Genomic DNA, 24,212 nt, shown 5'->3' with positions numbered 1-24,212 from the left:
ATTTCTACTTAAAGAAAAATAGGCGGCTAGACATAGATTCTGCCTAACCGCCCCATTTCCTTGCTTGGTCAGCCAATCTCCAATCGGAGAACCGTCCAAGCTTGTCATCTATTTTTTCGTCAACCCTTCATAAATCGTCTTGATGTTCCACTCCATCATCTTGATGTACGAATCGCCGTCTTCGCCTGGTTTGCCGAGCGAGTCGGTGAACACTTTGCCGACGATTGGCACGCCGGTTTCGGCCGAGACCATTTCCATGCTGCGCGGGTCGATGCTTGTCTCGACGAACAGCGCCGGGATTTTTTTCTCGCGGATCAGGTCGACTACCTGGCTGACCTGCTCAGGCGTTCCCTGGTTTTCCGAGTTGATTTCCCAGATGTAGGCGGCGTCGAAATCGTACGCTTCGCCAAAATATTTAAACGCTCCTTCGCTCGTTACGAGGACGCGCTGCTCGCGCGGGATTTGGCTGAACTGCTTGACGGCTTCGTCGTGCAGGGCGCGCAGCTTTTCGATGTACGCCGCTGCGTTTTGCTCGTACGTTTCCTTGTGCGCCGGGTCGATTTTGCTGAGAGCGTCGCGGGCGTTTTCCGCGTACTTGATGCCGTTGCGCACGTCCAGCCAGGCGTGCGGGTCTTCTTCGCTTTCCTTGCCTTTGCTGGTCAAATGCTTGGCGGCTACGCCTTCGCTCAGGCGAAACACAGGTGCATCCGGGCCGGACTTGCCTGCTGTGTGCATCAGCTTTTCAAACCACGCGTTTCCTGCTTCCAGATTCAGGCCGTTGTAGAACACGACATCGGCATCCGTTGTTTTCTGGACGTCTGCCGGCAGCGGATCGTATTCGTGCGGGTTGGAGCCGACGGGAGCCAGGCTGTGAATCTCGACGCGGTCTCCCCCTACGTTTTTCACGATGTCGTACAAAATCGAGTACGTCGTCACGACTTGCAACTTGTCGTTTCCTGATTTTCCGGGCTCGGCCGAGTTGTTTTGCGGAGTACCGCACGCAGCGAGCAGGACAGTTGCAATGAGAAAGACGAGAAACGAATTCCATTTGTTCATGCGAATCCTCCTTCACTTTGAAAGCTCGACTCTTTTTTGCCGGGCGCGAATGGACTTCCAGACAACCCCGTGCTTGCGGGAGAACAGAAAGGCTAGCAAAAACAGCGCGGTTGCCACGAGCACAATCGTCGCGCCCGATGCCAGATTGTAGGTAAAGCTGAAGTACAAGCCGATGATGGCAGAGATGACCCCGAAGCCGGCAGCGAGAAAAATCATCACCGACAGGCGATCCGTCAGCAAATACGCCGTAGCGGCCGGGGTAATCAGCATGGCGACGACGAGCACGATGCCGACCGTTTGCAGAGACGCCACTGTCACCATCGTCAGCAAAGTCATCAGCAGGTAGTGGATGAGATTGTTGCGCAGACCGTAGGCGGCGGCAATCGTCGGGTCGAACGATGTCAGCAGCAGTTCCTTGAAAAAGGCGTAGACGGCAACGAGTACAATCACGCCAATGCCGACAGTGACCCACATGTCAGACGGCCGGACGGCCAGCACGTTCCCGAACAGGATATGGTACAGGTCCGTACTGCTTTTTTGCAGCGTAATCAAAATGATCCCCAGGGCAAAAGCCGAGGTGAACAAAATCCCGATGGCCGTATCGTTCTTGATCCGGCTGTTCTGGCTGACGTAGCCGATTCCGATCGCCGTCAGGACGCCAGTGGCGACTGCTCCCAGAAAAAAATTGATTCCGAACGCATAAGAGAGAGCGACCCCCGGCAAAACCGCGTGCGAGATCGCATCCCCCATCAGCGACATGCCGCGCAAAATAATGAAGCTGCCGATGACCCCGCAGATGATGCCGACTACGACTGATGTAAACAAAGCTTTTTGCAAAAATCCGTACTGTCCGATTGCTTGTAAAAAATCCATCACGCCGTTACCTCTACCTTCTCCAGAAATTGAAGCTGATGGGCGTACGCTTTCGCCATGACCTCGCGATTCAGGACTTCATCGACGGCACCGAACTTGATAAGCTCCTTGTTCAAAAGCAGCAGCTGATCGAAGTAAGCATTCGCCTTGCTCAAGTCGTGGTGGACGACCGCAATTGTTTTGCCCTCAAACTGCAGCTCCTTCAAAATCCGGATGATCGTCTCCTCGCTGGCGACGTCAATCCCGACAAACGGCTCGTCCAGAAGGAGCATCTCCGGCTTTTGCGCCAGTGCCCGCGCCAAAAAAACGCGCTGCTGCTGCCCGCCGGACAACTCGCCAATCTGCCGTTTCGCGAAGTCCGCAAGTCCGACTTCCTGCAGACATTCCATCGCCCACGCCTTTTCCTTCTTTTTCGGAAATTTGAACAGGCCGACGCTCGGGTACGTTCCGATGAGAACGGTATCGAGCACGGTGATTGGAAACGTCCAGTCGATCTGGCTGCGCTGCGGCACATAGGCGACCTGCTTTCTGACTTCCTTCACGTCCTTGCCGTAAAACAGGACGTCTCCCCTGTCTTTTCCGATCAATCCGAGCATCGCCTTAATCATGGTCGACTTTCCCGCGCCATTGGGCCCAATGATGCCCACCATGCTTCCCTGCTCGATGTCAAACGTCACATCCCGCACTGCCTCGACTCCAAAGTAGGAGACGCAAAGCTCCCTGACTGAGACCGCATGATTCATGAGATTCCCTCCAAATTCACCAGTCGTTGGTGCTCGCTCTAGCTGCCAGCTGACCGTTGCGTTCACGGGACAATCGCTCTGACCGGCTCATATATGCTTATACACAAAATTGTAGTTGTTGCCCAATAATATTCACCTTAGCAAAATAATATGCTTGTGTATAAAAATGTTTCCTTGATGCAAAATTTAAAGGATATTTATCCTGCTGTCAATGCTCATTTTCATTCTTCGCGGCTACGACAGCTTGATCGCAGTCAGCGGCGTTCACGTTTTCGGAAAAACTGGAGTACGGCATCGTCGGGGTAAACGACGGGGTGCCATCTGTCGCGCAAGCGCCGTTTGGCGACATGAAGGAAAGCGGGTTTGGCCGGGGAGGCAGTCACCACGGCTGACCAGTTTGTTCGCAGCAGATAATGTAGAAATGTTCATGTTCTCATTCTCTCCTTTCTGTATGCCGCCAGCTAAGCAGCAACTCCTGTGCCAGGCGAGCAAACCCTTCTCCCGCTCCCCCATATCCTTCCATCAATCAAAAATGTTTTATGATTAAAATAATCTGTTTATTAGGAATTTTTGTTTGACAAACTTTTCAGAATAAATTACTATCAAAAACGTGCTTGCGAATATGTAACGCCATTAATAGAGCGGGAGAGAGCAATCTCGTCGTCTGGCACCACAGGAATCAGCTTCTCAGATAAAAGGATAGAGAAAAATGGGAGCCCGCCTGTTTTTCCCGTTCCTTTTTTTGTTGCTTTCAACGGGAATGACGCCAGGCACCCGTGCATTCGCAGTTGACAAGCCGTTCACATTCGCGTTCGCGCCGAAAAAGGAGGAAATACTGCCGACAAATACGCAAAATTTCTGCTCAAAGTAAAAATGTAAGCGTTTTTTTCGTTGGAAGTAACTTTGTGATTTATTTGTGCAAGTCCACTATGTTAAGATAAGAAATATAAAGTTTCATAAACTTTTCAAATTGTCGGCTGTTGGCTTTTTGCCATCATTCGCAAACGAATCAAACGCATGAGAAATGAGGGAGATCACATGCAACAGCAAAAATTGGCGAGGGGCCTGAAAAACAGGCACGTTCAGCTCATCGCGATCGGCGGGGCCATCGGGACAGGACTGTTTCTTGGTGCCGGGAAATCCATTCACCTTGCCGGCCCGTCCATCCTGTTTGCTTACTTGATAACGGGGGTTATTTGCTTCCTGATTATGCGCTCGCTCGGCGAACTTCTCCTTAGCAACCTGAACTATCATTCTTTTGTGGACTTCGTAAAAGACTACCTTGGCAACATGGCAGCGTTCATCACAGGCTGGACGTACTGGTTTTGCTGGATCTCGATTGCCATGGCAGACTTGACGGCTGTCGGGCTGTATACGCAATACTGGTTCCCTGAAATTCCGCAATGGATGCCGGGACTGATTGCGCTCGTGGTTCTGCTCATCATGAACCTGGCAACAGTCAAGCTTTTCGGGGAAATGGAATTCTGGTTCGCGCTCATCAAAGTCATCGCGATTCTCGCTCTGATCTTCGTCGGAATCTTCATGATTATCAAAGGGTTCTCGACAAACGCCGGCGCATCCAGCTTCGCTAATATTTGGAGCCACGGCGGCATGTTCCCGAACGGCATCAACGGCTTTTTGCTTTCCTTCCAGATGGTCGTGTTCGCCTTTGTCGGAATTGAGCTTGTCGGGCTGACCGCCGGAGAGACAGCAGACCCTGAGCGCGTCATTCCAAAAGCGATCAACAACATCCCGATCCGCGTGCTGCTCTTCTACGTCGGCGCTCTCATCGTCATCATGAGCATCTACCCATGGAACGCCATCATCCCGACCGAGAGCCCGTTCGTTCAAGTGTTTGCCGCGATCGGTATCGCAACAGCCGCAGGTATTGTCAACTTCGTCGTGCTGACCTCCGCTGCGTCGGCATGTAACAGCGCGATTTTCAGTACAAGCCGGATGCTCTACTCGCTCGGCAAGGAAAAAAATGCGCCTGAGTCCATGACCAAGCTCACACAACGCAAGGTGCCTGCCAATGCCCTGTTCTTCTCAACGGTTGTCATTCTCATTGCCGTTGTCCTGAACTACGTCATGCCAGAAGGCGTCTTCACCCTGATTACGAGTGTCTCGACCGTTTGCTTCCTGTACATCTGGGGCATTACCGTAATCTGCCACTTGAAGTACCGCAAGACAAGACCTGATCTGGCACGGGCAAGCAAGTTCAAGATGCCGCTGTTTCCGTTCGCCAATTACCTGATTCTCGCTTTTTTGGCGTTCATTCTCGTCGTGCTTGCGCTTGCCGAAGATACGCGTGTTGCCCTGTTCATCACTCCGGTCTGGTTCATCATGCTCGTCGTGATTTACAAGCTGCGCAAAGCCAAAGTCGAACAGGTCAAGGCCGTGGAAAACTAACAGGCGACCAAACAAAAAAACACATCCTGCTCCCGATGTGTTTCAGACCAGGACAAGCATCCCGCGACTGCATCAGGCGTTCGCGGGATGCTTTTTATTGTATAGCGAAAACCCCCAGTTCGACTGGGGGTTCAGGAAAGCTTATAGCTATGAGTAGCCATCCTTTGAACCCAGTGATAAGATGAGAGCCGGTCTGCCAACCGCTCACATGAATCACAGGAGGACAAAGGATGGACAAAAGCAGTCTAGCACATACCAAATGGAACTGCAAATACCATATTGTATTTGCGCCGAAATACCGTAGACAAGTGATATACGGAAAATTGAGAAGAGAGATCGGAAAGATATTGCGGGAGTTATGTGAACGAAAAGGGGTGGAGATTATCGAAGGAGAAGCCTGCGTGGATCATATTCACATGCTGGTAAGCATTCCACCAAAACTAAGTGTATCTGAGTTCATGGGCTACTTAAAAGGGAAAAGCTCTCTGATGATTTTTGATAAGTTTGCAAACATGAAATACCGATATGGGAACCGCCAATTTTGGTGTAGAGGGTACTATGTGGATACGGTGGGGAGAAACAAAAAGGTAATAGAAGAGTACATTCGCAATCAGTTAGTGGAGGACAAAAATTACGAGCAATTGACGATGAAAGAGCTGGTTGACCCGTTTACGGGTGAGTCGGTGAAAAAGGGCAGATAAAAAGCCCCTTTTTAGGGGCAGCCCGAGGCAATACGCGGTTGGCAGACTTTCAGTGCGCCTTTCAGGCGCTTGCTTGTAACATGCCCTTATAGGGCTGATGGAAGCCACCGGCTAAGCCGGTGGTTATGACTTGCTCGCTTCCGGCTCGTTCTCTACGCGAAGCTGCGCCTGCGAGCCGGCCTGCCTCTGGCGGTCCGGCAGGTTCACCTTGGGCACGAGATACTCGGCAATCGGACGGGTAAGCTCTCCGCGATGAATCGCATGGGCGATTCTCTCCTGAACGTCATGATCGGTTTACTCCGTCCCTGAATCAAAGATCCCTTCAATCGCGATGCCATTTTTACGTTTGAGCAGAAACATAAACGGAAAATAAGAAATAAGGCTAAAAAACAACGCCCCTAACGTGTATGCTGAAACTGTTCCCACGAGTCTAAGCAGACTGCCCAGGATACTTGTCGCTTCCGCTGTTCCGGTATGATCCACTGCACGCATCAAAAGCAGGACAACCAGTTGGAAAAGCCCGATCAGCAGGCCGAGAGAAAAGCCTGCTCCTACACAGAGCTTGATATAAGAAGAAATTTTCAAATATTTCACAGTCAACGACGTGTACATGCACGCAGCCCCTCCTTTGCCATCATCCAATATTTTACACAAAAATCCGAATGGAGTATCGTCTTTTCCCGATTCCATCCAAATAGCGAGGTCGTACATGAAAATTTTTCACGTCAGCCATGCCCGAAAATTGACCATCCTCATTCTGTTAATCATCGTCGTCGCCTTCTCTCTGTCCAGCTACATTGTGCGCTCTCAAACCAATCGGATCATGATAAACGAGATCGAGACGAAGCTGACATTACAAAGCCAGGCGCTTGCGGAACGAATGAACGCTTTTTTCTCCCAGAAAAGCTTTCTCCTCAAGCAAATGAGCACCAACCCGGCAGTTCGTCGCTACCTGCAAACCGTGCAAACGCGGGACGATGCGTTTTCCAATCCTGATTACCCGGATCTTGTAGCCGCATTGTCCGGCGTTCAGAAGCTGGATCAAAGTCTGCAACTTGTCTGGGTTTCCAGTCAAGCGGGCAACTTCATGCTTGGCAACGCAAACGAGTTTACGAGTGAAGACTTGTCCATCCAGCAACGGCCTTGGTACCAGGACGCCATTCGCTCGGACGGAGTGGTTTTTTCTGAGCCGTACGAAGATTTCCTGACCAAAAAAATGGTCACCAGCGGCACCATGAAGCTGAAAGAGAACGGAAAGCTGTTGGGCTTCGTCGCCATTGATATTTTACTCGATGACATCCCGCAGATGCTCGGCAGCTATCCCATTGGCAAATCCGGCTATGCCATTCTGCTCTCCAGGGACGGGACGATCATGTATCACCCCGATTCCGAGCTTGTCAGTCGGCAAAAGCTGACCGAGTTTTCTGGAGACATGGGACAAATCGCCCAGAACATGATCGCTGGTCGAAAAGGGCTGCAGCTCGCCTCCATCGACGGCAGCAGCTACTACATCGGCTATGCGCCTGTCGCATCTACAGGCTGGTCCATCGCGGCCGTTTTGCCCACGAGTGAAGCTCTCGACCAGCTGAACTCCGTGCAGCGGCTGTCCAGCGTGATTACCGGGCTGTCGATTTGTATTCTGGTCGGTCTGCTCGCTCATCTGCTGCACATCATGCTCAAAGAGCAGCAACGCATCCAGGCGGAGCTGTTGACCGCAAAGGAAGAAGCGGAAGAAGCGAGCAAAGCCAAAACCGATTTTCTGGCACGGATGAGCCACGAAATCCGCACTCCGCTAAACGGAATCATCGGCCTGTCACAGCTGATGCAAAAAACCGTCATGACCGTGATGCAAAAAGATTACCTGGACAAAATTCTTTCTTCCTCCCAGGTTCTGCTGCGGCTCATCAACGAGATTCTCGACTTTTCCAAGATCGAAGCCGGCAAGCTGGTGCTGGAAAAAGCCAGCTTTGACCTCGACGACTTTGTCCGGCGGCTCACGCACATGCTGAGCATTTACCTTGGAAGGAAGCAAATCGAGATCATCGTCGAAATGCCGCCGAAATTGCTGCCCAAGCTGATCGGGGACCAGCATCGGCTGGAGCAGATTTTGCTCAATTTGTGCCACAACGCGATCAAGTTTACGGAGCACGGACACGTTGCCTTGCGCATCTCGCTCGTGCAGGAAAACGAAAAGAGCCTGAAGTTGCACTTTGCTGTGGAGGATACGGGCATTGGCATGACAGCGGAGCAGTTGAGCAAGCTGTTTGAGCCGTTTACCCAAGCGGACGGCACGACGAGCAGAAAATACGGCGGTACTGGACTGGGCCTCGTCATCTCGCGCAGTCTCGTGGAAATGATGGGCGGGACCCTCGAAGTTACGAGCGCGATTGGCTCGGGAAGCCGCTTCGCTTTTACCCTTTCGTTCGAGCATGCGCCATGGCAGGACAGCGAAAGCCCCGGCTCCCTGCTTCCGGCAGGCTACGCAAACCAGCGCGTCCTGATCGTGGAGGATCATGACCAAATGCGCAGCAGTCTGGCGGAGATGCTGTCCGGCTTGCACTTTGTCCCAATCTGCACAGCCTCGTGGAAAGAGGCGTTTGCGCTGCTGGAGCAGGCTGACGAATCCGCTCCGATTCGCTTTGTTTTCGTCGACATGGAGGCGGAAGACATGTACGGAGTCGAGTCGCTCTGGCGCCTGCACACGCTCGCCAAAGCCTGCAACGCGGCGACCATCGCCATGACGACCGAGTACGGACGCGACGAGCTTGCCTCACTGGAAGAAGCTGTCCAGCCCGACGCCGTGCTCATCAAGCCGATTACGCGCATGGATGTGGCGCGTGCCCTGCGGGGAGCGCAGGAGCACAAGGACATGCACACCGCCCACGTCCCGGCTTCCGCGCAGAACGCTCCTGCCGAGAACGTCCTGTTTCCCGGGCATCGCGGCAAAATCATGCTGGCGGAAGACAACGAGATCAATCGGCTGGTCTCTATTGACTTTCTGCGTCGGGAAGGCTATGCCGTTACGGTCGCCAAAAACGGGCGGGAAGTGCTGGAGCTTCTTCCTACGAAAAAATGGGATCTGATTCTGATGGACGTCCACATGCCGGAGGTGGACGGCTGTGAAGCGACGCAGCGCATTCGACAGCACAAGCAATACGCGAGCCTGCCGATCATCGCCATGACGGCGAGCGTCATCCAGGCTGAGCACGACAATTGCTACCGCTCGGGCATGAACGGCGTCATCACCAAGCCGATTCATCTGGGCGAGATGAAGGAAACGTTAAAGCAGCTCATCCCTGTGCCTTGTCTGGATGTGTCTCTCGCACTAGATCGTCTGGACGGAAAAATACCGATCTACACGCAAATTCTCCGGACGTTTACCCGCGAGTATGCAGATTTTTTCCAGCGGCTGCAAAAGACGCTCCGCGAGGGCAATACACAGGAAGCGCAGCGCATGGTCCACACCTTAAGCGGCGTGGCGGGCAATTTGTCAGCCCAACGATTGCTGCTCGTATCAAGAAAGGTGGAGGACCTGCTTTCTCAGGCGGCAAGCCTAAGCGATTGTGAAGAATGTATGAGCGAGCTGGAATGGCAGTTGAACGAAGTGTTAGCACTGACCAGCGAATGGCTGGAAACTCTGGCATTATCCTAATAAGTTTTTCGCATTTTTCGTGAAAGCAGGTCCATTTTCCCCGTTTTTTTGCTAAAATATGAGAAAAGTATTAGGAAAATATGAATCATATACTAGCTCTTTCCCATCTTTATGTACAACTTTCTCGCAGAAAGAGTGAAGAATCTGATGTACAAACTATTAATAATCGAAGACGATCAGATTATGGGCGAAATGCTGGCCATGTATTTAACCGAGGAAGGCTATTCTGTGAAAATAGCAGATCATGGACAAAAAGGTCTGGAACTGGCGAAGTCTTTTTCTCCGGATGTCTTCCTTGTGGACATGATTTTGCCGGATATGAACGGTACCCGGTTGTGCAGCGAACTGCGCAGTTTTTCGTTTGCGCCTATCCTGATCGTCTCGATGAAAACAGACGTATCAGATCGTGTAGAAGCCTTGCAAGCAGGAGCGGACGATTACATTTGCAAGCCCTTTTCACTCAGAGAAATTTCAGCAAAAATTGGAGCCATGATTCGCCGAACTCACCAATACCAGCAGCCCACCTCGATAGAAAATACAGAGCAGACTGATACGACAATCCCTTGCTCGGAAAACACCTTTCTGATTGACCTGGAGCGCAGGGCGATCTACGTCAACCAGTTTCACGTCGAGACGACGTTTTCCGAATTTGAGATCATGCGCCTGTTCATTACAAACGAAGGCAAGGTGTTCAGTCGAGAGGAACTGCTCTATGAGCTTCGCGGGTTCGATTCCTTTGTCACAGACCGGGCGATTGACGTCCATATCGCCAACCTGCGCAAAAAAATCGAGGACAATCCGAAAGAGCCGAAATACATTCGAACCGTCTGGGGTGTCGGGTATAAATTCATTTCCGGAAACTAGCAGACAAACAGCATCATCTCGCATGGGATGGTGCTGTTTTTTTGAGATTATTTCACACTCTCCTAATACCTAGCCAGAAACTTATCTAATATTTCAGGTGCATAATCAATCCCAGAAGGCATGGACTGTATATGGAGGGTAAAAAATGGAGTATACATCGCTCGCAACAGACGAGGACATGGAGCACAAGCTGAGACTGGCCAATGATTTGCAGGAGGCGTTGCGACTGCAGCAGCTTACCTTGCACTACCAGCCCCTATTTGAGACCGTCTCCGGAAACGTGCGCGGCTTCGAGGCATTGCTCAGATGGCATCATCCGATCTACGGACCGATTTCCCCCGGAGAATTTATCCCGCTCGCCGAGGAAACAGGCCTGATTTATTCCATCGGAGACTGGGTCATCCAGACTGCTTGTGAACAGAACAAGCACATTCAGGAAAAGTACATGCCCAATTCCGTCATGTCTGTCAATCTGTCGGGCCTGCAATTGCAAGACTCCCTTTTTTTCGATCGCGTGTGCCGCATATTGCGTAAAACCGCGCTCTCTCCTCAATCGCTGGAACTGGAGCTGACGGAACGGGACCGCATCTCGCTCAAGGACAGACGGATCGACTCCCTGAAAAAATTTGCCCATCACGGCATCAAAATTGTTCTGGATGATTTCGGGACGGAATACTCCACGCTTGAATACATCACGACACTCCCCCTCTCCACGATCAAAATCGACCGCTCGTTTGTGTCACACATCAACAATCATTTCGAAGGGACCGTGCTCGTCGAATGGATCATTTCTCTGGCGCGAAAGCTGGGGTTCACGGTCGTCGCAGAAGGCATCGAAACGTACGAGCAACTCCATACCTTGCAAAAATGGAAGTGCGATTTTGTCCAAGGCTATTTGCTGAGCAAGCCACTGCATGAACAGGAGCTGCCGCTGTTTTTTCGCAAGTTAAAATGGAAGCAGGAAAACATATTTTAGCATCCCGGTTGCCCGACTTCGTCTGCCCAGGAATCATCCCCCTTATTCGACCAGCTTCAGCACACGACACAGGTCGTACAGCGCATGGACGCCGCTCATTTGCCAGCAATTGACCTCATGCAAATAACGCAAGGTGTCCATGGCAATTTTTCGCGCCTCCTGCACATCTTCTTCCTTCATCTCGGCAATGGCGTTTTTCAGCTCTACGACGGAGAGCGAGTACACCTGCGCACGCAACGTTCGCAGCAGCATGATTTTGTGAATGTGCGAACGGTTGAACAGCCGATAGCCGTTTTTCGGATCGCGCACGGTCGTAATCAGCCCGGTTTTTTCCCAATGGCGAATCGTAGAGCTGGGAAGTCCTGTCACGCTGGCGGCATCCTTGATCGTCAGCCACTTCCCGGCCACGCCATGTTCCGCTTGTTTCCCTGCTGCCTCTTCGAGCATTTGCACATTGCGCTCTGCCAGCTTTTTGTCCTGCTGCAATTGTGCTTGCACCTCATTCACCCGCCAAAACGCCGCATCGAGCTGTCCATCCTGTACGTGCCGCAGCACTTCGGCGGTCACTTCCATCCCGAACCCCGGCGACATTGCCTTAATACAGGCAAAATAGGCCGCATGCACGTCCGTGTACAGACGATAGCCGCTTTCAGACCGCTCCGCCGGAGGAACGAGTCCTTGCGCTTCGTAGTTTCGCAGGGCGCTTGTGCTCAGTTTCAGCTTTCTGGCTATGTCAATCGGCCGCATCTGTCAGTGACTCCCCTCTGCTATTTCCTTTTCCCAAGATTAAAGCATACTTATAAAGTTTTTGCGAGAGACTGCATGTTTTTCAGAAGCAAATTCATTCTAACCTTGGAATTGGCACCAATGTTGTAAGCTTAAAAAGGATAGAGCAACTACCCTTTTGCTCAAAGTTGAAGGAGGAGATTCGCTGCATGTTTGAAACGGAGTTCGATCGTCAAGTTGCTACCCTCGTGGCAAAAGGCTATCCTGACATGCTCAATCTGACAGAGACAGACTTCCGGAAGTACGTGGAGCCGCTAAAGGAAAAGGCTGCCGCTCTTGCAACGGGCGGGCGGGAAGCGACAGAAGGCTACGCCCCGTTTGTTCTCGTCGTGAAAAGCGAATGGGTCGACTGCGGCCGCGCCATTCAGCTCGTTGAACGGCAACAAAAGGCGGGCTTTAGCGTCATGGATGACGAAGATTTGCGCCGCTTCCAGCCGATTGCCGGCATCGAGCTGCCTGCCGGAATGGTCTATCTGCTGTTCGACATTGATACAGGGCGACAGACGCTCAACGTCACGCCGAACGACGCCCTGCCCCGGCTGCTGGAGCAAGGCCGCTCGCCGCTGACCGTGGAGGAAGGGATTGCCCTGATTACCCATTTCCCCGACCTGCTGCGAAAAAACAACGGCTTTTCGCTGCTCGGCTCCCGCTGTGGCGATCGCCGCGTAACCGCCCTGTGGATCAGCCAGGGCAAGCCGAAGCTCGGCTGGTGCTGGGCCGGAAACCCGCATACGTGGCTCGGCTCTGCCTCCTGCCAGGGACGTGTCGGGATCGACTAGGCCGCAAGTGAAAAGGGATGCTGCTTGTGCATCCCTTTTCGTGCGTGCTTCCCGCGCATGGTCTGTTGCTCGCTTGCGCGGTTACACCATAATTTTGCAAATGTCGTTTGTAAACTCGACCGGGTCTTCAATCGGCAAGCCTTCGATCAGCAATGCCTGATTGTAGAGCAGGGCGGTGTACAGGTTTACTTTTTCCTTGTCCTCGGCAAAAGCTGTCTTGAGCGACTGGAACACGTTGTGGTTGACGTTGATTTCCAGCACCTTTTTCGCTTTGACGCCCTGGCTGTTCGGCATGGCGTTCAGCACTTTTTCCATCTCAATGGTGACATCGCCCTCGCTGGACAGGCAAACCGGATGCGATTTCAGCCGCTTGGACGCTTTTACGCTGGTGACTTTTCCTTCGAGCAGGCTCTTCATGTACGCGAACAGCTCCTGGTTCTCCGCGTTTTCTGCGTCTGCCGACTTGTCCGAATCGTCCGCTTCGATGCCCAAATCCGCACTGGAGACGGAACGGAACTCTTTTTCTTTGTATGTGCGCATCATTTTGATCGCAAACTCGTCGATGTCTTCCGTGAAGTACAAAATTTCGTAGCCTTTGTCGGCAACAAGCTCGGTCTGCGGCAGCTTTTCGATGCGCTCGTTGGATTCTCCGGTTGCGTAGTAAATGTATTTTTGGTCTTCCGGCATTCTCTCCACGTACTCGGCAAGCGTCACCAGCTTTTTCTCCTTCGAGGAGTAGAACATCAACAGGTCTTGCAGCGTCTCCTTATGCGTGCCGAAGTCGCTGTACACGCCGTATTTGAGCTGGCGGCCAAACGCCTGATAAAACTTCTCGTACTTCTCCCGCTCGTTCTTTTGCATGCTTTGCAGTTGGCCCTTGATTTTGCTGGCGATGTTTTTGGCGATCAGCTTCAACTGGCGGTCGTGCTGCAGCATCTCGCGGGAAATGTTGAGGGACAGGCTCTCCGAATCGACCATCCCTTTGACGAAGCTGAAATAGTCTGGCAGCAAGTCTGCGCATTTGTTCATGATGAGGACACCATTGGCATACAGCTCCAGCCCTTTTTCGTACTCTTTGGTGTAGTAGTCAAACGGAATGCTCTCCGGGATGTACAAAATCGCCTGATAGACGACGGCTCCGTCCGCGCTGACGTGGATGTGCGAAAGCGGCTTGTCAAAGCCGTAGTGCTTGCTTGCGTAAAATTGCTCGTAATCTTCATCTGTCAGCTCGCTTTTGTTTTTGCGCCAGATCGGTACCATGCTGTTGATGACCTGTTCTTCGCGCACTTCCTCAAATTCTTTGTCGCTGCCCTCTTTTGGCTTGTGGGTAGTGACGTCCATTTTGATCGGGTAGCGGATGAAGTCCGAGTATTTTTTGATGATCGCTCTTAAGCGATACTCTTCCAGAAACTCATCGTAGCGCTCTTCTTCGGTGTTTTCCTTGATTTTGAGAATGATCGTGGTACCGACCGTCTCTTTGTCATACGGCTCGATGGTATAGCCGTCTGCGCCGCTGGACTGCCATTTGTAGCCTTGCTCTGCCCCGAGCGCCTTGCTGATAACGGTCACGACATCGGCGACCATGAAAGCAGAGTAGAAGCCCACCCCGAATTGCCCGATGATGTTGTAGCCATCCTGCGCTTCGATTTCTTTTTTGAAGGCGAGCGAGCCGCTTTTCGCGATCACGCCCAGATTGGTTTCCAGCTCTTCGGCGGTCATACCGATCCCTGTATCGGTAATCGTCAGCTCGCGGGCATCTTTGTCGATGGTAATTTTAATGAAGTAATTGTCTTTATCGAAAACGAGCTGAGGATCGGTCAGCGATTTGTAGTAGATTTTATCAATCGCGTCGCTCGCATTGGAAATCAGCTCACGCAGAAAAATTTCTTTTTGCGTGTAAATGGAATGGATCATCATTTCCAACAGTCGCGTGGATTCTGCCTGGAACTGCTTTTTTTCCATCGAACATTCTCCCTTCTTGTTTTGCACGGTCCACTTGTTAGCACTCTAGCAAGGTGAGTGCTATCCACTATTTTTTATAGCAGTCCTAGATTTTTCTGTCAATATAACGTCCTTGTTTTTCCAGATTCAACCGAATGTTGGAAGCTTTTTTTCGATAAAACAAGATTTGTTGCAGGCGCTCCAGCTCTTTTGTGCCGTACAGCCGATAACCCGCTTCGCTGATCTCGCACGGCGCAAGCAAGCCGATCTTGTGGTAATGGTGCAACGTTTTGATCGTCACCCCGGAAAGCTCCGATACTTCCTTGAGCGTGTACAGCACGTGTCAGCCCTCCTTTCCCCTTTAGTGTAAAGACTCCCCCAAGCGGAGAGTCCAGCGTTTTTGCAAAAAAAATCCCTCGCTGGCATGGGCGAGGGTTGAAAAAGATGGTTAACAGTGTATGAAACTCAGTGTGTCCTGCTTTTCTACTTTTATACCTTTTTTGCCAATGACGCCAAGGTCGGGTTGTGCCGCGCCCTGCTGCGGTTTTAGCGCGGGAATGCGTCCGTGCCGTCTGCAAACAGCCATTTCAGCGCATTCATGAAGCGAGCCGCGAAGAAAAAGGAATCGTGCGTCCCGAGCGGGTCTGTCTCGAATTTCAGCTGTTCCTGTGGAAAGCCTTTGGCGAGCAGGATGCGGTGCGCTTCTTTTGTTTGCGCGACCATCCCCGACTGAATCGTCTGTTTGTAGATGCCTTCCAGCTCTCCCACGTACATGTAGAGGCGGTGCTTCTCAGCAGGCAAAGGCGTCTCCTGCATGTAGGCGATGAAGCCTTCGTACCAGAACGAAGCGGAAATCCAGGCGCTTTTGCCAAACGTCTCCGGGCGGTTGAAGTACGCGTAGGCACTGACCAGTCCGCCGAGCGAGCAGCCGGCAATCGCGGTGTTTTCCCGCTCCGGCATGGTCAAATAGTGGCGGTCGATGTACGGTTTGATCTCGTCTGCAAGTAGTTGCACATAGCGGCCCGCTCCGCCGCCAAATGACGAACTGCCCGTCACAAGCGCCCCTGCAGGCCACGGCGTGTAATCGTGATTGCGGTCGTGCGGCTTGACCCCGACGAGAATCAGCTCGGGAAGCTGCTTGCTGTTGAACAAATGCTGGAGGTAATTGAACGCATCCATGGCGACGTTGCCTGCGTCCTGCAAGTAGATGACGGGATAGCGTTTGTTTTCTTCTTGATAACTGCTTGGCAAATGGATGGACAGTTCAAAGCCCGCCACAAATTCTGTAATGAATCTCATGCTTGGCCTCTTTTCCTCGGGTTTGATGAAGTCTCTCAAAAATTATAAGGAGAGTTTGCACGAGGAGCCATGCACAAAATCCAGATTTGCCGATGAAGCTTTTCCTTCTGTGTCTTTTCCGGGAATTCTCGTCACGAAAGAGAAACGAACACGTTCATGGGCACTCGGCAGCTGCCTTTACGCAAAGCAGGTCGTCACTGTTAACGTTTTCGGATAACGTTTTCGCCTCGAAGCCGCCCGCTACACTGCGCCGCCGCCCTCCTGCGTATGCTGCACGATTGCGCCGATAATCACATCCCAGTCGCCTTGCGGAAGCTCATGTCCGGTTCCTTCCAGCGTCACCAGCGCGGCGCCGGGAATCGTCCGCGCCAGCGCGACACCGTGCGGATACGGAATGATCGGGTCTTCTGTGCCGTGAATGACCAGGGCAGGGACCGCGATTTCTGCCGTCCGCGCCAGGTACGGTTCGCTGCCGGGAATCAGCGCGTGATTGTTGATGTTTGCCATCTTGCGGCTGCGTTTTACTTCCGCTGTCGCCAGCTCACGCATCCGCTGCTCGTCAACCGGGTACCGGGAGCCTGCGAGCACTTTCCACTTCGCGACGGAAAAGTCGATCACAGCCTGCTCATCTTCCCAATCGATGTCTCCTGCACTGGTGAAAAATTGCACGATCTTTTCTTCCATCGGCGGCAAATCCGGGGCGAAATTGGACGTTGCCAGCAAGCTGATCGTCCGCACTCTTTCCGGATGCCGCAAAGCGATGATCTGCGTGATGATCCCGCCCATCGATATGCCGACGATGTGCGCCCGCTCGATGTCGTAGGCATCGAGTATGTGAATGGCGTCGTCTGCCATGTCCTCAAACGTATAGCCCGGATTGCCCAGCTCAAAAATGGTAGAGCGGCCGACATCTCGATTGTCGTAGCGAATGACGAAGCGGCCCGCGTCCGCCAGTCGCTGGCAAAATGGTTCTTCCCACCAGACGAGCGACGCCTGCGCCCCCATAATCAATAAAACAGCCGGATCGGCCGGATTGCCGAAGCTTTCCGTGCAAAACTCCACGCCATTTCGATTCACCATGCGTTCTTTCATTTGTTTCTCCTCCTTCATGCTGTCTTTTCATCAACAGCCGGACTTTTGCCAGGCCGTTTGCGCGACGGGCAGTCTTAGGCTGCTCGCGTGTTTCCGCACCTGCGTCAAGCTATGGGTGCAACCTTCGTTGCTCTTGTACGGATAAAAAAACACAGGCTGGCTGCCTGTGCTGGTGTAATCGAAAAAGCAAAGAGAATGAACCGCGCCAAACACTGCAAACTTGCTGCGTGAAAAGCACGCCGCTTATAAAAGCAGAGCCGCTTTTGCAACGCGCGGAATCGTGATAAGAACCGTTCCGTTCGCTTCCTTCTCTTCTTTTGTTTTTTCAGGGCAAGCGGGGGCGTCGCTTGACAAACTCCCCACCTGTCCTGCAAACCGGTTACCTTGCAGGCAAACCATTCTTCGATTACCGTCCGCACACGACCTAGCCTTTTTCGTGCTATTTCCAATCATTGTGCTAAAAATGAAACCGAAAAATTAGTTTGCCACACGTAATCCTCCGTTCCTCTCAATTTCGTCCATCCTACCACGAGCCGCTATCAACTGTAAATGAATGGATAATCATCCAGCACGCGCGCCCGTTTTCACTCATGGCACTCAGATAGCGGCTGGGCCGTAATTTTCCACCCGCTCGTCCTGCGCTGTAGCTCCCACAGCCGGGCGTACAGCCCGCCTTTTTCCAACAGCTCCTGGTGCCTGCCCTGCTCCACAACCTTGCCTTTTTCCAGCACGATGATGTTGTCTGCGGTCACAACGGTTTTCAGCCGATGGGCGATCATGATGACCGTCCGGCCTCTGACCAGCCGCCCGATCGCTTGCTGCATGTCGGCTTCATTTTCCGGGTCGAGCGAGGAAGTCGCTTCGTCCAGGAGCAGCACCGGAGCGTTTTTCAAAATCGCCCTCGCGATGGAAATGCGCTGCTTTTCGCCGCCGGACAAAGTGGAGCCGCCCTCGCCGACCATCGTGTCGTAGCCGTTCGGCAGCTTCATGATGAAGTCGTGGCAACGCGCTTCTTTGGCTGCGGCCTCAATCTCTTCCTGTGTCGCATCCTCCCGCCCGTAGCGAATATTGTTGCGAATCGTATCCTGGAACAAGTACACATCCTGGAATACCATCGAAATTTTTTGCATGAGCTTTTCCGGGTCGATCTCGCGTTCATCTTTTCCACCGAACAGCACCCGTCCTCCGACCGGATCGTAAAAACGTGCGATCAGCCGCAGCAACGTGCTTTTTCCGCTGCCGGACGGCCCGACGATCGCGGTCAGCGTGCCTTTTTTCATCTCGACAGACACGCCGTCCAGTACGAGCGAATCATCGTGATAGCCAAAGCTGACCTCCTCGAAGCGGATGTCGTGTTCCTCCGGCGCTTCCTGTTCGCCTTGCATGCTCGGCTGGGCCAGCAGATTGACGATGCGCTCCCCCGCCATCGCATCGTACTTGAACGCGGGCAGGCGCATGATTGCCACAGACAGCGGATCGAAAATACGCGCCCCGACCAGCACAAACATCGCAAACAGCGGAACGGTCAACTCGCCGCCGAGTACAAGATAAACGCCAACTATCGTCAACAGCGAGACGCCCATTTGCATAAATGCCATGGCGACGAGAAAAAACGGGCCGAGCACGCCCTCCAGCCTGATGCTCTCCTGCATGTAGCGGTAAAACGACTGTTTCAGCCTTTGAAAGTTGTCGATGCGCAAATTGTACGCCTTGATGACCTTCATGCCGTACAAATATTCCTGCAGACAGTTTGCGAGGGCGACTTTGGCCCGGGAATGACTCGTGCCAAGCCTGCGCTCCAGTCGGGAGACGCCCCACAAAATGAGGATCGTGACCGGAAATCCGGCCAGCATCGCCACAGCCATGCGCCAGTCCCAGAACAACAGGCCGAAAAACGCAAGAAACGGAATCAGCACACCGCTCACTAACTGCGGCAAAATCGACGTACCAGCATTTTCAATCTGGGTAAAATCGTTCATGATCGCGTGGCCCAGTTCGCCTGCGTCCTTGCGCATGAGAAAACCAAGCGGCAGCTTGCGCAAGTGCTCGGCCAGATTCGTCCGGCCCTCGGCAGACGCTTCGTACGCTCCGCGATAGATTGCGCGATACGCTTTGCGCTCACAGTAGAACACGACGAGCAGAAATACAGCCATGCCGCCCCACGCCAGCCATAAGCTTTGCGTATCGAGGGTGGCCTGCTCTTTGGCATAGTAGGCGTATATCAGGCTTACCGCCCAGGCCAGGCAAGCAAACGGCAGCATGTTGGCGAGATTCGCAAGTACAGCCCAGAAGATCGGCTTCCCCATTTTCCTGGGGTTGCCGGCTGTAATGTCATACAGCAGCTTGCGCATCAGCCGTGCACCTCCTTTTCCTGCCTGAGATCAATCGTCCAGTCGGCCGAATTCGTATAGGCGGCCCACATGTTTTTGTACAGTCCGCCGCGCGCGAGCAGTTCGCGATGCGTACCCCTGTCCTTGATTTTGCCGTCTTTCAGTACGATGATCTGATCGGCGTCGCAAATCGTCGTCAGCCGATGGGCGATCATCAGCACGGTCTTGCCGCGAACCAACTCTCCCAAGGCGAGCTGCATCTCGTATTCGTTTTCCGGGTCGGCGTACGCCGTCGCCTCGTCGAGAATCAATATCGGCGCGTTTTTCAAAATCGCGCGAGCAATCGACACTCGCTGCTGCTCCCCGCCCGACAGGTGCACGCCGCCTTCGCCGATCAGCGTGTCGTAGCCATTGGGCAAGCGCTCAATGAATCCGTGACATTGCGCCGCCCTTGCCGCAGCGTACACTTCCTCTCTCGTCGCGCTCGGACGCCCGGATAAAATATTGTTGTAGAGCGTATCCGTAAACAAAAAGCTGTCCTGAAAGACGAAGGACATCGCGTCCATCAGCTCCGTCGTCTTCATCTTGCGGATGTCTACACCGCCAATGGTAATCGCCCCTTTTTGCACATCCCAAAAGCGGGGAATCAGTTGCGCAATGGTCGATTTGCCCGAGCCTGACGGGCCGACGAGCGCCGTAATTTTGCCTTGCGGCGCCACAAAGCTGATTCCCTGGAGCACCTCCTTGCCGCCCTCGCCCTCGTAGGAAAAGGAAACGTCACGAAACATGATGTCATAGCCCGTTGGCTTCGCCCCTTGCTCCGGCTCGGGGATCGCCTTTTCTTGCAGCATCTCGTCAATACGATTGACCCCCTCCGCAATCGTCGTCATTGCCGAGGCGAAATTGTTCAACTTGAAAATCGGCGTAGCGATACCTGGGGCGAGTACGAGAAACAGCATCAGCGTTGCGGCAAAAGCGACGTGATCCGGGTCCTGGCTGATGAAAAACAGGCCGACCGGAAAGAAAAACGTCGCCAGCGAGACCATAACCACCTTGAAAGACACGTAGCCCCGCTCGAAGTTGTCCGTGTAGCGCAGGCTAAAATCGCGGTAGTGCAGGATGTCCTGGTAAAACTTGCGGAACGAATGCACCGTCTGACCGAAAATTTTAATGGCAGGCATCCCGCGCACATATTGAACCGAGGACGAACTGATTGCCTCCAGCGCGTCAAAATACTCCTTGAGTCCGGCCTTCGCTTTTTTGCCGGCCATCATCGAGTATTGGGCAAAGAAGCCGAGCACCATCGGGATGATGCAGGCCAGAGCGAGCCACATATCAAGCGAAAACATCGCGACCACAATGACAACAAGCATCACCGCCGTATTAATCAGGTCAGGCAGCTGGTGGGCGATGAACAGCTCGATTCGCTCCACGTCCAGCTCCACGACTTTTTTGATCCTGCCTGTGGCATTTTTGCTGAAATAGCCGAGTGGCAGTGAACCGATGTGGTCCGCAAGCCGCACGCGGATGCCGTACAAAATGCGAAAGGCGGCAATGTGCGAGCACATCCCGCCGACGTACATAAACAAATAGCCGAGCAGAAGCCCTGCCACGCCCCAAACCGCCCACTCAATGACATAGCCCGCATCAACGGCCGAAATATCGGCGGCGTGCCGCAAAAGCTCAGCCAGAACATAGTAAATCGACAAGTACGGGACAAGCAGCAAAAAAACGCTTACGGTAGACAAAACTGCCGAAAAGACCATCAGCGTCTTTTTTTCGCCAGCCAGCTCCAGCAATCGCGCCATTCCTGTTTTTGCCTTAGGTTTCAACCGTTCTCACTCCTTGTTCTGTGAAAATCGTCTCCACATCGTGTACCGCTTTCAATTCCACAATCTGATCGCTGGCCAGCGCGGACAAAATCTGGTCGTGTGTAATGATGACGACCGTTTTGCCTGCCTGGGCGAGCTTTCTCACCCATACTGCCACCTTGAGCACACCATCCCCATCCAGCCCGCTCGTCGGTTCGTCGAGAATGATCCACTCTGCATCCGAGCAGTAGGCGGCCGCCATCGTGACCCGCTGTTTTTCTCCCCCCGACAAGGACGCCGGATGCCTGTCGCGCAAATGCTCGATGCCAAACGCCTCCATCGCCGCATAGGCGCGCTGGCGCAGCTTTTCGTCCACCCGTCTGCCCAGCACAATCTCGTTGCCCACGCTGTCGGCGTAGAGCTGATAATCGGCGTCCTGCATGACCAGGTAGCTCACAGCGCGCCTTTTGCTCGCGGAATAGCGTGTGGAGCCGTAGTGGACCGTGCCCTTTTGTTCGCGCAGCAGCCCGCATAAAATTTTGCTGAGAGTCGACTTTCCGGCCCCGTTTTCACCTGTTAGCGCTGTAACCGTTCCTTTTGGCAGCGTAATGTCGATCTCCGAGACTCCGTCGCCTTTTCTGCGGTAAAAATACGAAAGCCCTCGCGCTTCCAGTGCGATTTCGCACGGTTGAGTCTTACTTGCCTGCTCCTCCGCGGTGCTTGCACGAGCCATGTCCGGGTGCCGCAGTCCGTATGGCCGCACCGCTTCCAGCGGCAATTGGGCGAATTCATCTCTCGTCCACGTCTGCGCGATTTTGCCGTTTTCCATGCACACATACCGATCTGCAACAGGCAAAAACGGCGTCAACCGATGCTCGCAAATGAGCAGTGTCGTGCCGTTTTGCTTGAGCCTGTGCATAATCTCGATCAGATTTCGCGTTGAGGACTGGTCCAGATTGGCCGTAGGCTCGTCTAGCAACAAAAGCGGCGGGTTCAGGACCGATGCAGCCGCAATCGCTACGCGCTGCTTCTGGCCGCTGGACAGCCTGTGCAGCGAACGATCGAGCAGATGGTACACACCAAGCTGCTTCGCTACTTTGTCGATCCGCTCCCTGATTTCTTGCGGGTCCATCCCGATGTTTTCCGCAGAAAAAGCCAGCTCGTCGCGGACGTTTTCCATAAAGAACTGGCTTCGGGGGTCTTGAAACACGACGCCCATCAGCCGCGTTCTCTCCTGCGGCAAAAGCTCCGAGGGACTTTTCCCGCCGACTCTGACCGTGCCGCTGAGCTTGCCTGCGTAAAAGCCGGGGGCAAGACCGTTGACAAGCCGCATCATCGTGCTTTTGCCGCTGCCCGAACGCCCGCACAGCACGACACACTGTCCGGCTTTTACCGACAGGTTGATCTGGTTGACCCCCGTGTCGCTGCCAAGCGTGCCGTCTTCACTCTCATAATGGAAGGTGACATCTTTCAGCTCGATCATGCTATCATCCCTCCCGCTCCGTAAATTGCTGCCGCCGCTACGATGTAGATGACCAGCGCCACTGCGTCCGCTGTCCGGAAATGAAACGCATGGATCGACGTCCGCGCGCAGTCGCTCTCGATCCCGCGCAGTTCAGCCGACGAAGCGAGTTCTGCGGAGAGCTTCAGACAGCGCACGACCAGCGGCATGAAAAAGCATTCGTAAGCCATGGCCGGATGAAGCAGCGCGCTGTACCAGTGCGGAAAAATCCCCCTCGCCCGAATGCCGTCGCGAATCGCCTTCATCTCCAGGAGCACCACCGGGAAAAAGCGGATCAGAATGCAAATCATCACGGTAATCGGCCGCGGGACTGACATCCGCTCCAGAACGCACATGATGCTGCCTGGGGGCGAGTACATCAGCGTCGCCCCGATCATGACCAGCGGCATCATTCTGGCAAACGAATAAAAGACAAGCTTCATCGTCCCGAGCGTCTCTGGCATGGCAAAGGAAACAGCCAGAGACAGCACATAGACGAGAAGAAAGGGAAGCACTTTTCTGGACAGCCGATTTAAGACCAAGTACACTACACTTAAAGCAAGCATCATATGTACCTGCAGGTCGTCCTTGATGAGTATGGTCAGGATGCTCGCCAGAAGGAGCACCAGCAGGTGTGTCTTTGGACCTGGCTGTCTCATGCCAGCTTGGCCTTTTTCACATGCTTTTTGAACAGCATGTTTCCGATCATGACACCGACAAGTCCGCCCGCTGCCGAGATCAGGCACATCGTGATCGCCATGCTCGGAGTCCCGTAGTAGTACAGCATTTCATCCAGAGCCACTTTGGAGTAGCTTTTGGACAGAATCGCAATGTACTCGTCGCGGAAGAACATGAGCGGAACCATCCCGCACATCGAGTAGCCGACATAGAACAGCGCATAGGCGATGGCACTGCGCAAAGTGCTTTTATAGCCTTCCTGCCCCCACAAAACCAGCTCGCAAATGATGCCCATAACGCCGAGCACCAGCAGGAAATACGCGTATCCGTAAGCAACAAAATACAGGCCCGTAATGATAGAGGATAAGAACAGTACGCCCCGTTTGTTGATTTTGTTCGCCATGACCACATAGAGCGGGCCGTTGAGCAGAGCGGTAATCCCGCCGACAATCAGGTAAGAGGCGAAGGTAAACATCGGGCAAAACGTAATGATGATGAGCATGACCACATTGAAGATGGCAAGTGTGATGAAGTCCCGCAACGTCCATCTGTTTTGCAGGGGTGAGAGTTGAGCTTCCATGATCGTTCCTCCTTATGTCCAATGGGAAACATGTTGAGAACTGCAAATGAGATTAATTTTCATTCGCAGTGACATGCTTTCATTTTATTTTTATCCAACCGGGAGGGTCAATGAGTTGGACGCAGGTGCGTCTTTTCGTGG

General features: G+C 53.2%; 19 protein-coding genes and 2 pseudogenes. 7 read left to right on the top strand and 14 right to left on the bottom strand.

Annotated features, from left to right (window positions below; translation table 11 throughout):
• Positions 1-108: 108 nt before the first annotated feature.
• The 3 genes from EDM57_RS11215 to EDM57_RS11205 are packed head-to-tail and all read right to left on the bottom strand — an operon-like array spanning position 109 to position 2,672.
• Positions 109-1,056: a metal ABC transporter substrate-binding protein gene (locus EDM57_RS11215; RefSeq protein WP_122904851.1), complete on the bottom strand. Its 948-nt coding sequence runs from the start codon at positions 1,054-1,056 to the stop codon at positions 109-111.
• 12 nt (positions 1,057-1,068) lie between these two features.
• On the bottom strand, positions 1,069-1,929 hold the full coding sequence (locus EDM57_RS11210; protein WP_122904850.1) for a metal ABC transporter permease: 861 nt from the start codon (positions 1,927-1,929) through the stop codon (positions 1,069-1,071).
• Positions 1,929-2,672 carry a metal ABC transporter ATP-binding protein gene (locus EDM57_RS11205; RefSeq protein ID WP_122904849.1) on the bottom strand — a complete coding sequence of 248 codons (744 nt, stop codon included), beginning with the start codon at positions 2,670-2,672 and terminating at the stop codon, positions 1,929-1,931. Before EDM57_RS11205 ends, EDM57_RS11210 begins: the two co-directional genes overlap by 1 nt.
• A gap of 254 nt (positions 2,673-2,926) precedes the next feature.
• Here EDM57_RS11205 and EDM57_RS11200 point away from each other — a divergent pair.
• From EDM57_RS11200 to tnpA, 3 genes and pseudogenes are all read left to right on the top strand, one after another.
• Positions 2,927-3,064, top strand: a pseudogene (locus tag EDM57_RS11200) (aldehyde dehydrogenase family protein); the annotation flags it as partial.
• Positions 3,065-3,710: 646 nt separating this feature from the next.
• Positions 3,711-5,081 carry an amino acid permease gene (locus EDM57_RS11195; protein WP_122904848.1) on the top strand — a complete coding sequence of 457 codons (1,371 nt, stop codon included), beginning with the start codon at positions 3,711-3,713 and terminating at the stop codon, positions 5,079-5,081.
• Positions 5,082-5,311: 230 nt separating this feature from the next.
• A complete protein-coding gene (tnpA, locus tag EDM57_RS11190; RefSeq protein WP_122904847.1) occupies positions 5,312-5,782 on the top strand; it encodes an IS200/IS605 family transposase in 471 nt (156 codons plus the stop codon).
• 294 nt (positions 5,783-6,076) lie between these two features.
• On the opposite strand, the gene EDM57_RS11185 is transcribed toward tnpA, so the two are convergent.
• A complete protein-coding gene (locus tag EDM57_RS11185; RefSeq protein WP_122904846.1) occupies positions 6,077-6,394 on the bottom strand; it encodes a hypothetical protein in 318 nt (105 codons plus the stop codon).
• 97 nt (positions 6,395-6,491) lie between these two features.
• Between EDM57_RS11185 and EDM57_RS11180 the strand changes: the two genes are divergently transcribed.
• The 3 genes from EDM57_RS11180 to EDM57_RS11170 all read left to right on the top strand — a co-directional run bounded on the left by EDM57_RS11180 (position 6,492) and on the right by EDM57_RS11170 (position 11,274).
• Positions 6,492-9,434, top strand: coding sequence for a response regulator (locus EDM57_RS11180; RefSeq protein ID WP_122904845.1), 2,943 nt, complete (start codon positions 6,492-6,494; stop codon positions 9,432-9,434).
• Between the two features lie 147 nt (positions 9,435-9,581).
• Positions 9,582-10,298 carry a response regulator transcription factor gene (locus tag EDM57_RS11175; protein WP_122904985.1) on the top strand — a complete coding sequence of 239 codons (717 nt, stop codon included), beginning with the start codon at positions 9,582-9,584 and terminating at the stop codon, positions 10,296-10,298.
• Between the two features lie 145 nt (positions 10,299-10,443).
• Positions 10,444-11,274, top strand: coding sequence for a putative bifunctional diguanylate cyclase/phosphodiesterase (locus EDM57_RS11170; RefSeq protein WP_122904844.1), 831 nt, complete (start codon positions 10,444-10,446; stop codon positions 11,272-11,274).
• A gap of 42 nt (positions 11,275-11,316) precedes the next feature.
• On the opposite strand, the gene EDM57_RS11165 is transcribed toward EDM57_RS11170, so the two are convergent.
• Complete coding sequence (locus tag EDM57_RS11165) at positions 11,317-12,021, bottom strand: MerR family DNA-binding transcriptional regulator (RefSeq protein WP_122904843.1); 705 nt, start codon at positions 12,019-12,021, stop codon at positions 11,317-11,319.
• A gap of 188 nt (positions 12,022-12,209) precedes the next feature.
• Between EDM57_RS11165 and EDM57_RS11160 the strand changes: the two genes are divergently transcribed.
• Positions 12,210-12,839, top strand: coding sequence for a DUF5701 family protein (locus tag EDM57_RS11160; RefSeq protein ID WP_122904842.1), 630 nt, complete (start codon positions 12,210-12,212; stop codon positions 12,837-12,839).
• An 81-nt stretch (positions 12,840-12,920) separates the two neighbouring features.
• Here EDM57_RS11160 and htpG read toward each other — a convergent pair whose 3' ends face one another.
• The 9 genes and pseudogenes from htpG to EDM57_RS11115 form a co-directional block, all read right to left on the bottom strand.
• Positions 12,921-14,801 carry a molecular chaperone HtpG gene (htpG, locus tag EDM57_RS11155; protein WP_122904841.1) on the bottom strand — a complete coding sequence of 627 codons (1,881 nt, stop codon included), beginning with the start codon at positions 14,799-14,801 and terminating at the stop codon, positions 12,921-12,923.
• Between the two features lie 148 nt (positions 14,802-14,949).
• Positions 14,950-15,120 (bottom strand): annotated as a pseudogene (locus EDM57_RS11150) (MerR family transcriptional regulator); the annotation flags it as partial.
• Positions 15,121-15,326: 206 nt separating this feature from the next.
• A complete protein-coding gene (locus EDM57_RS11145; protein WP_122904840.1) occupies positions 15,327-16,079 on the bottom strand; it encodes an alpha/beta hydrolase in 753 nt (250 codons plus the stop codon).
• Between the two features lie 240 nt (positions 16,080-16,319).
• The gene (mle, locus tag EDM57_RS11140; protein ID WP_122904839.1) at positions 16,320-17,171 is read right to left on the bottom strand and encodes an alpha/beta fold macrolide esterase; all 852 of its coding nucleotides are present in this window, start codon (positions 17,169-17,171) and stop codon (positions 16,320-16,322) included.
• Positions 17,172-17,755: 584 nt separating this feature from the next.
• Positions 17,756-19,522 carry an ABC transporter ATP-binding protein gene (locus tag EDM57_RS11135; RefSeq protein ID WP_122904838.1) on the bottom strand — a complete coding sequence of 589 codons (1,767 nt, stop codon included), beginning with the start codon at positions 19,520-19,522 and terminating at the stop codon, positions 17,756-17,758.
• Positions 19,522-21,333 carry an ABC transporter ATP-binding protein gene (locus EDM57_RS11130; RefSeq protein ID WP_122904837.1) on the bottom strand — a complete coding sequence of 604 codons (1,812 nt, stop codon included), beginning with the start codon at positions 21,331-21,333 and terminating at the stop codon, positions 19,522-19,524. Before EDM57_RS11130 ends, EDM57_RS11135 begins: the two co-directional genes overlap by 1 nt.
• Positions 21,323-22,795: an ABC transporter ATP-binding protein gene (locus EDM57_RS11125; RefSeq protein WP_122904836.1), complete on the bottom strand. Its 1,473-nt coding sequence runs from the start codon at positions 22,793-22,795 to the stop codon at positions 21,323-21,325. Before EDM57_RS11125 ends, EDM57_RS11130 begins: the two co-directional genes overlap by 11 nt.
• The gene (locus EDM57_RS11120; RefSeq protein WP_122904835.1) at positions 22,792-23,472 is read right to left on the bottom strand and encodes an energy-coupling factor transporter transmembrane component T; all 681 of its coding nucleotides are present in this window, start codon (positions 23,470-23,472) and stop codon (positions 22,792-22,794) included. The genes EDM57_RS11125 and EDM57_RS11120 overlap by 4 nt, the downstream gene beginning before the upstream one ends.
• Positions 23,469-24,071 (bottom strand): MptD family putative ECF transporter S component, encoded by a 603-nt coding sequence (locus EDM57_RS11115; RefSeq protein ID WP_122904834.1) that lies wholly within the window; start codon positions 24,069-24,071, stop codon positions 23,469-23,471. Before EDM57_RS11115 ends, EDM57_RS11120 begins: the two co-directional genes overlap by 4 nt.
• Positions 24,072-24,212 lie beyond the last annotated feature (141 nt).

Source organism: Brevibacillus gelatini (assembly GCF_003710935.1).
Classification (GTDB): Bacteria; Bacillota; Bacilli; order Brevibacillales; family Brevibacillaceae; genus Brevibacillus; species Brevibacillus gelatini.
Note: the sequence above shows the minus strand (reverse complement) of the source record. Positions and strands in the feature narration are given on the sequence as shown.

Coding starts and splice junctions, on each gene's coding strand:
- EDM57_RS11165 (WP_122904843.1), bottom strand. CDS start 12,021: ATGCGGCCGATTGACATAGCCAGAAAGCTGAAACTGAGCACAAGCGCC.
- htpG (WP_122904841.1), bottom strand. CDS start 14,801: ATGGAAAAAAAGCAGTTCCAGGCAGAATCCACGCGACTGTTGGAAATG.
- EDM57_RS11215 (WP_122904851.1), bottom strand. CDS start 1,056: ATGAACAAATGGAATTCGTTTCTCGTCTTTCTCATTGCAACTGTCCTG.
- EDM57_RS11185 (WP_122904846.1), bottom strand. CDS start 6,394: ATGTACACGTCGTTGACTGTGAAATATTTGAAAATTTCTTCTTATATC.
- EDM57_RS11170 (WP_122904844.1), top strand. CDS start 10,444: ATGGAGTATACATCGCTCGCAACAGACGAGGACATGGAGCACAAGCTG.
- EDM57_RS11125 (WP_122904836.1), bottom strand. CDS start 22,795: ATGATCGAGCTGAAAGATGTCACCTTCCATTATGAGAGTGAAGACGGC.
- EDM57_RS11180 (WP_122904845.1), top strand. CDS start 6,492: ATGAAAATTTTTCACGTCAGCCATGCCCGAAAATTGACCATCCTCATT.
- EDM57_RS11195 (WP_122904848.1), top strand. CDS start 3,711: ATGCAACAGCAAAAATTGGCGAGGGGCCTGAAAAACAGGCACGTTCAG.
- EDM57_RS11115 (WP_122904834.1), bottom strand. CDS start 24,071: ATGGAAGCTCAACTCTCACCCCTGCAAAACAGATGGACGTTGCGGGAC.
- tnpA (WP_122904847.1), top strand. CDS start 5,312: ATGGACAAAAGCAGTCTAGCACATACCAAATGGAACTGCAAATACCAT.
- EDM57_RS11145 (WP_122904840.1), bottom strand. CDS start 16,079: ATGAGATTCATTACAGAATTTGTGGCGGGCTTTGAACTGTCCATCCAT.
- EDM57_RS11160 (WP_122904842.1), top strand. CDS start 12,210: ATGTTTGAAACGGAGTTCGATCGTCAAGTTGCTACCCTCGTGGCAAAA.
- EDM57_RS11205 (WP_122904849.1), bottom strand. CDS start 2,672: ATGAATCATGCGGTCTCAGTCAGGGAGCTTTGCGTCTCCTACTTTGGA.
- EDM57_RS11175 (WP_122904985.1), top strand. CDS start 9,582: ATGTACAAACTATTAATAATCGAAGACGATCAGATTATGGGCGAAATG.
- EDM57_RS11135 (WP_122904838.1), bottom strand. CDS start 19,522: ATGCGCAAGCTGCTGTATGACATTACAGCCGGCAACCCCAGGAAAATG.
- EDM57_RS11120 (WP_122904835.1), bottom strand. CDS start 23,472: ATGAGACAGCCAGGTCCAAAGACACACCTGCTGGTGCTCCTTCTGGCG.
- mle (WP_122904839.1), bottom strand. CDS start 17,171: ATGAAAGAACGCATGGTGAATCGAAATGGCGTGGAGTTTTGCACGGAA.
- EDM57_RS11210 (WP_122904850.1), bottom strand. CDS start 1,929: ATGGATTTTTTACAAGCAATCGGACAGTACGGATTTTTGCAAAAAGCT.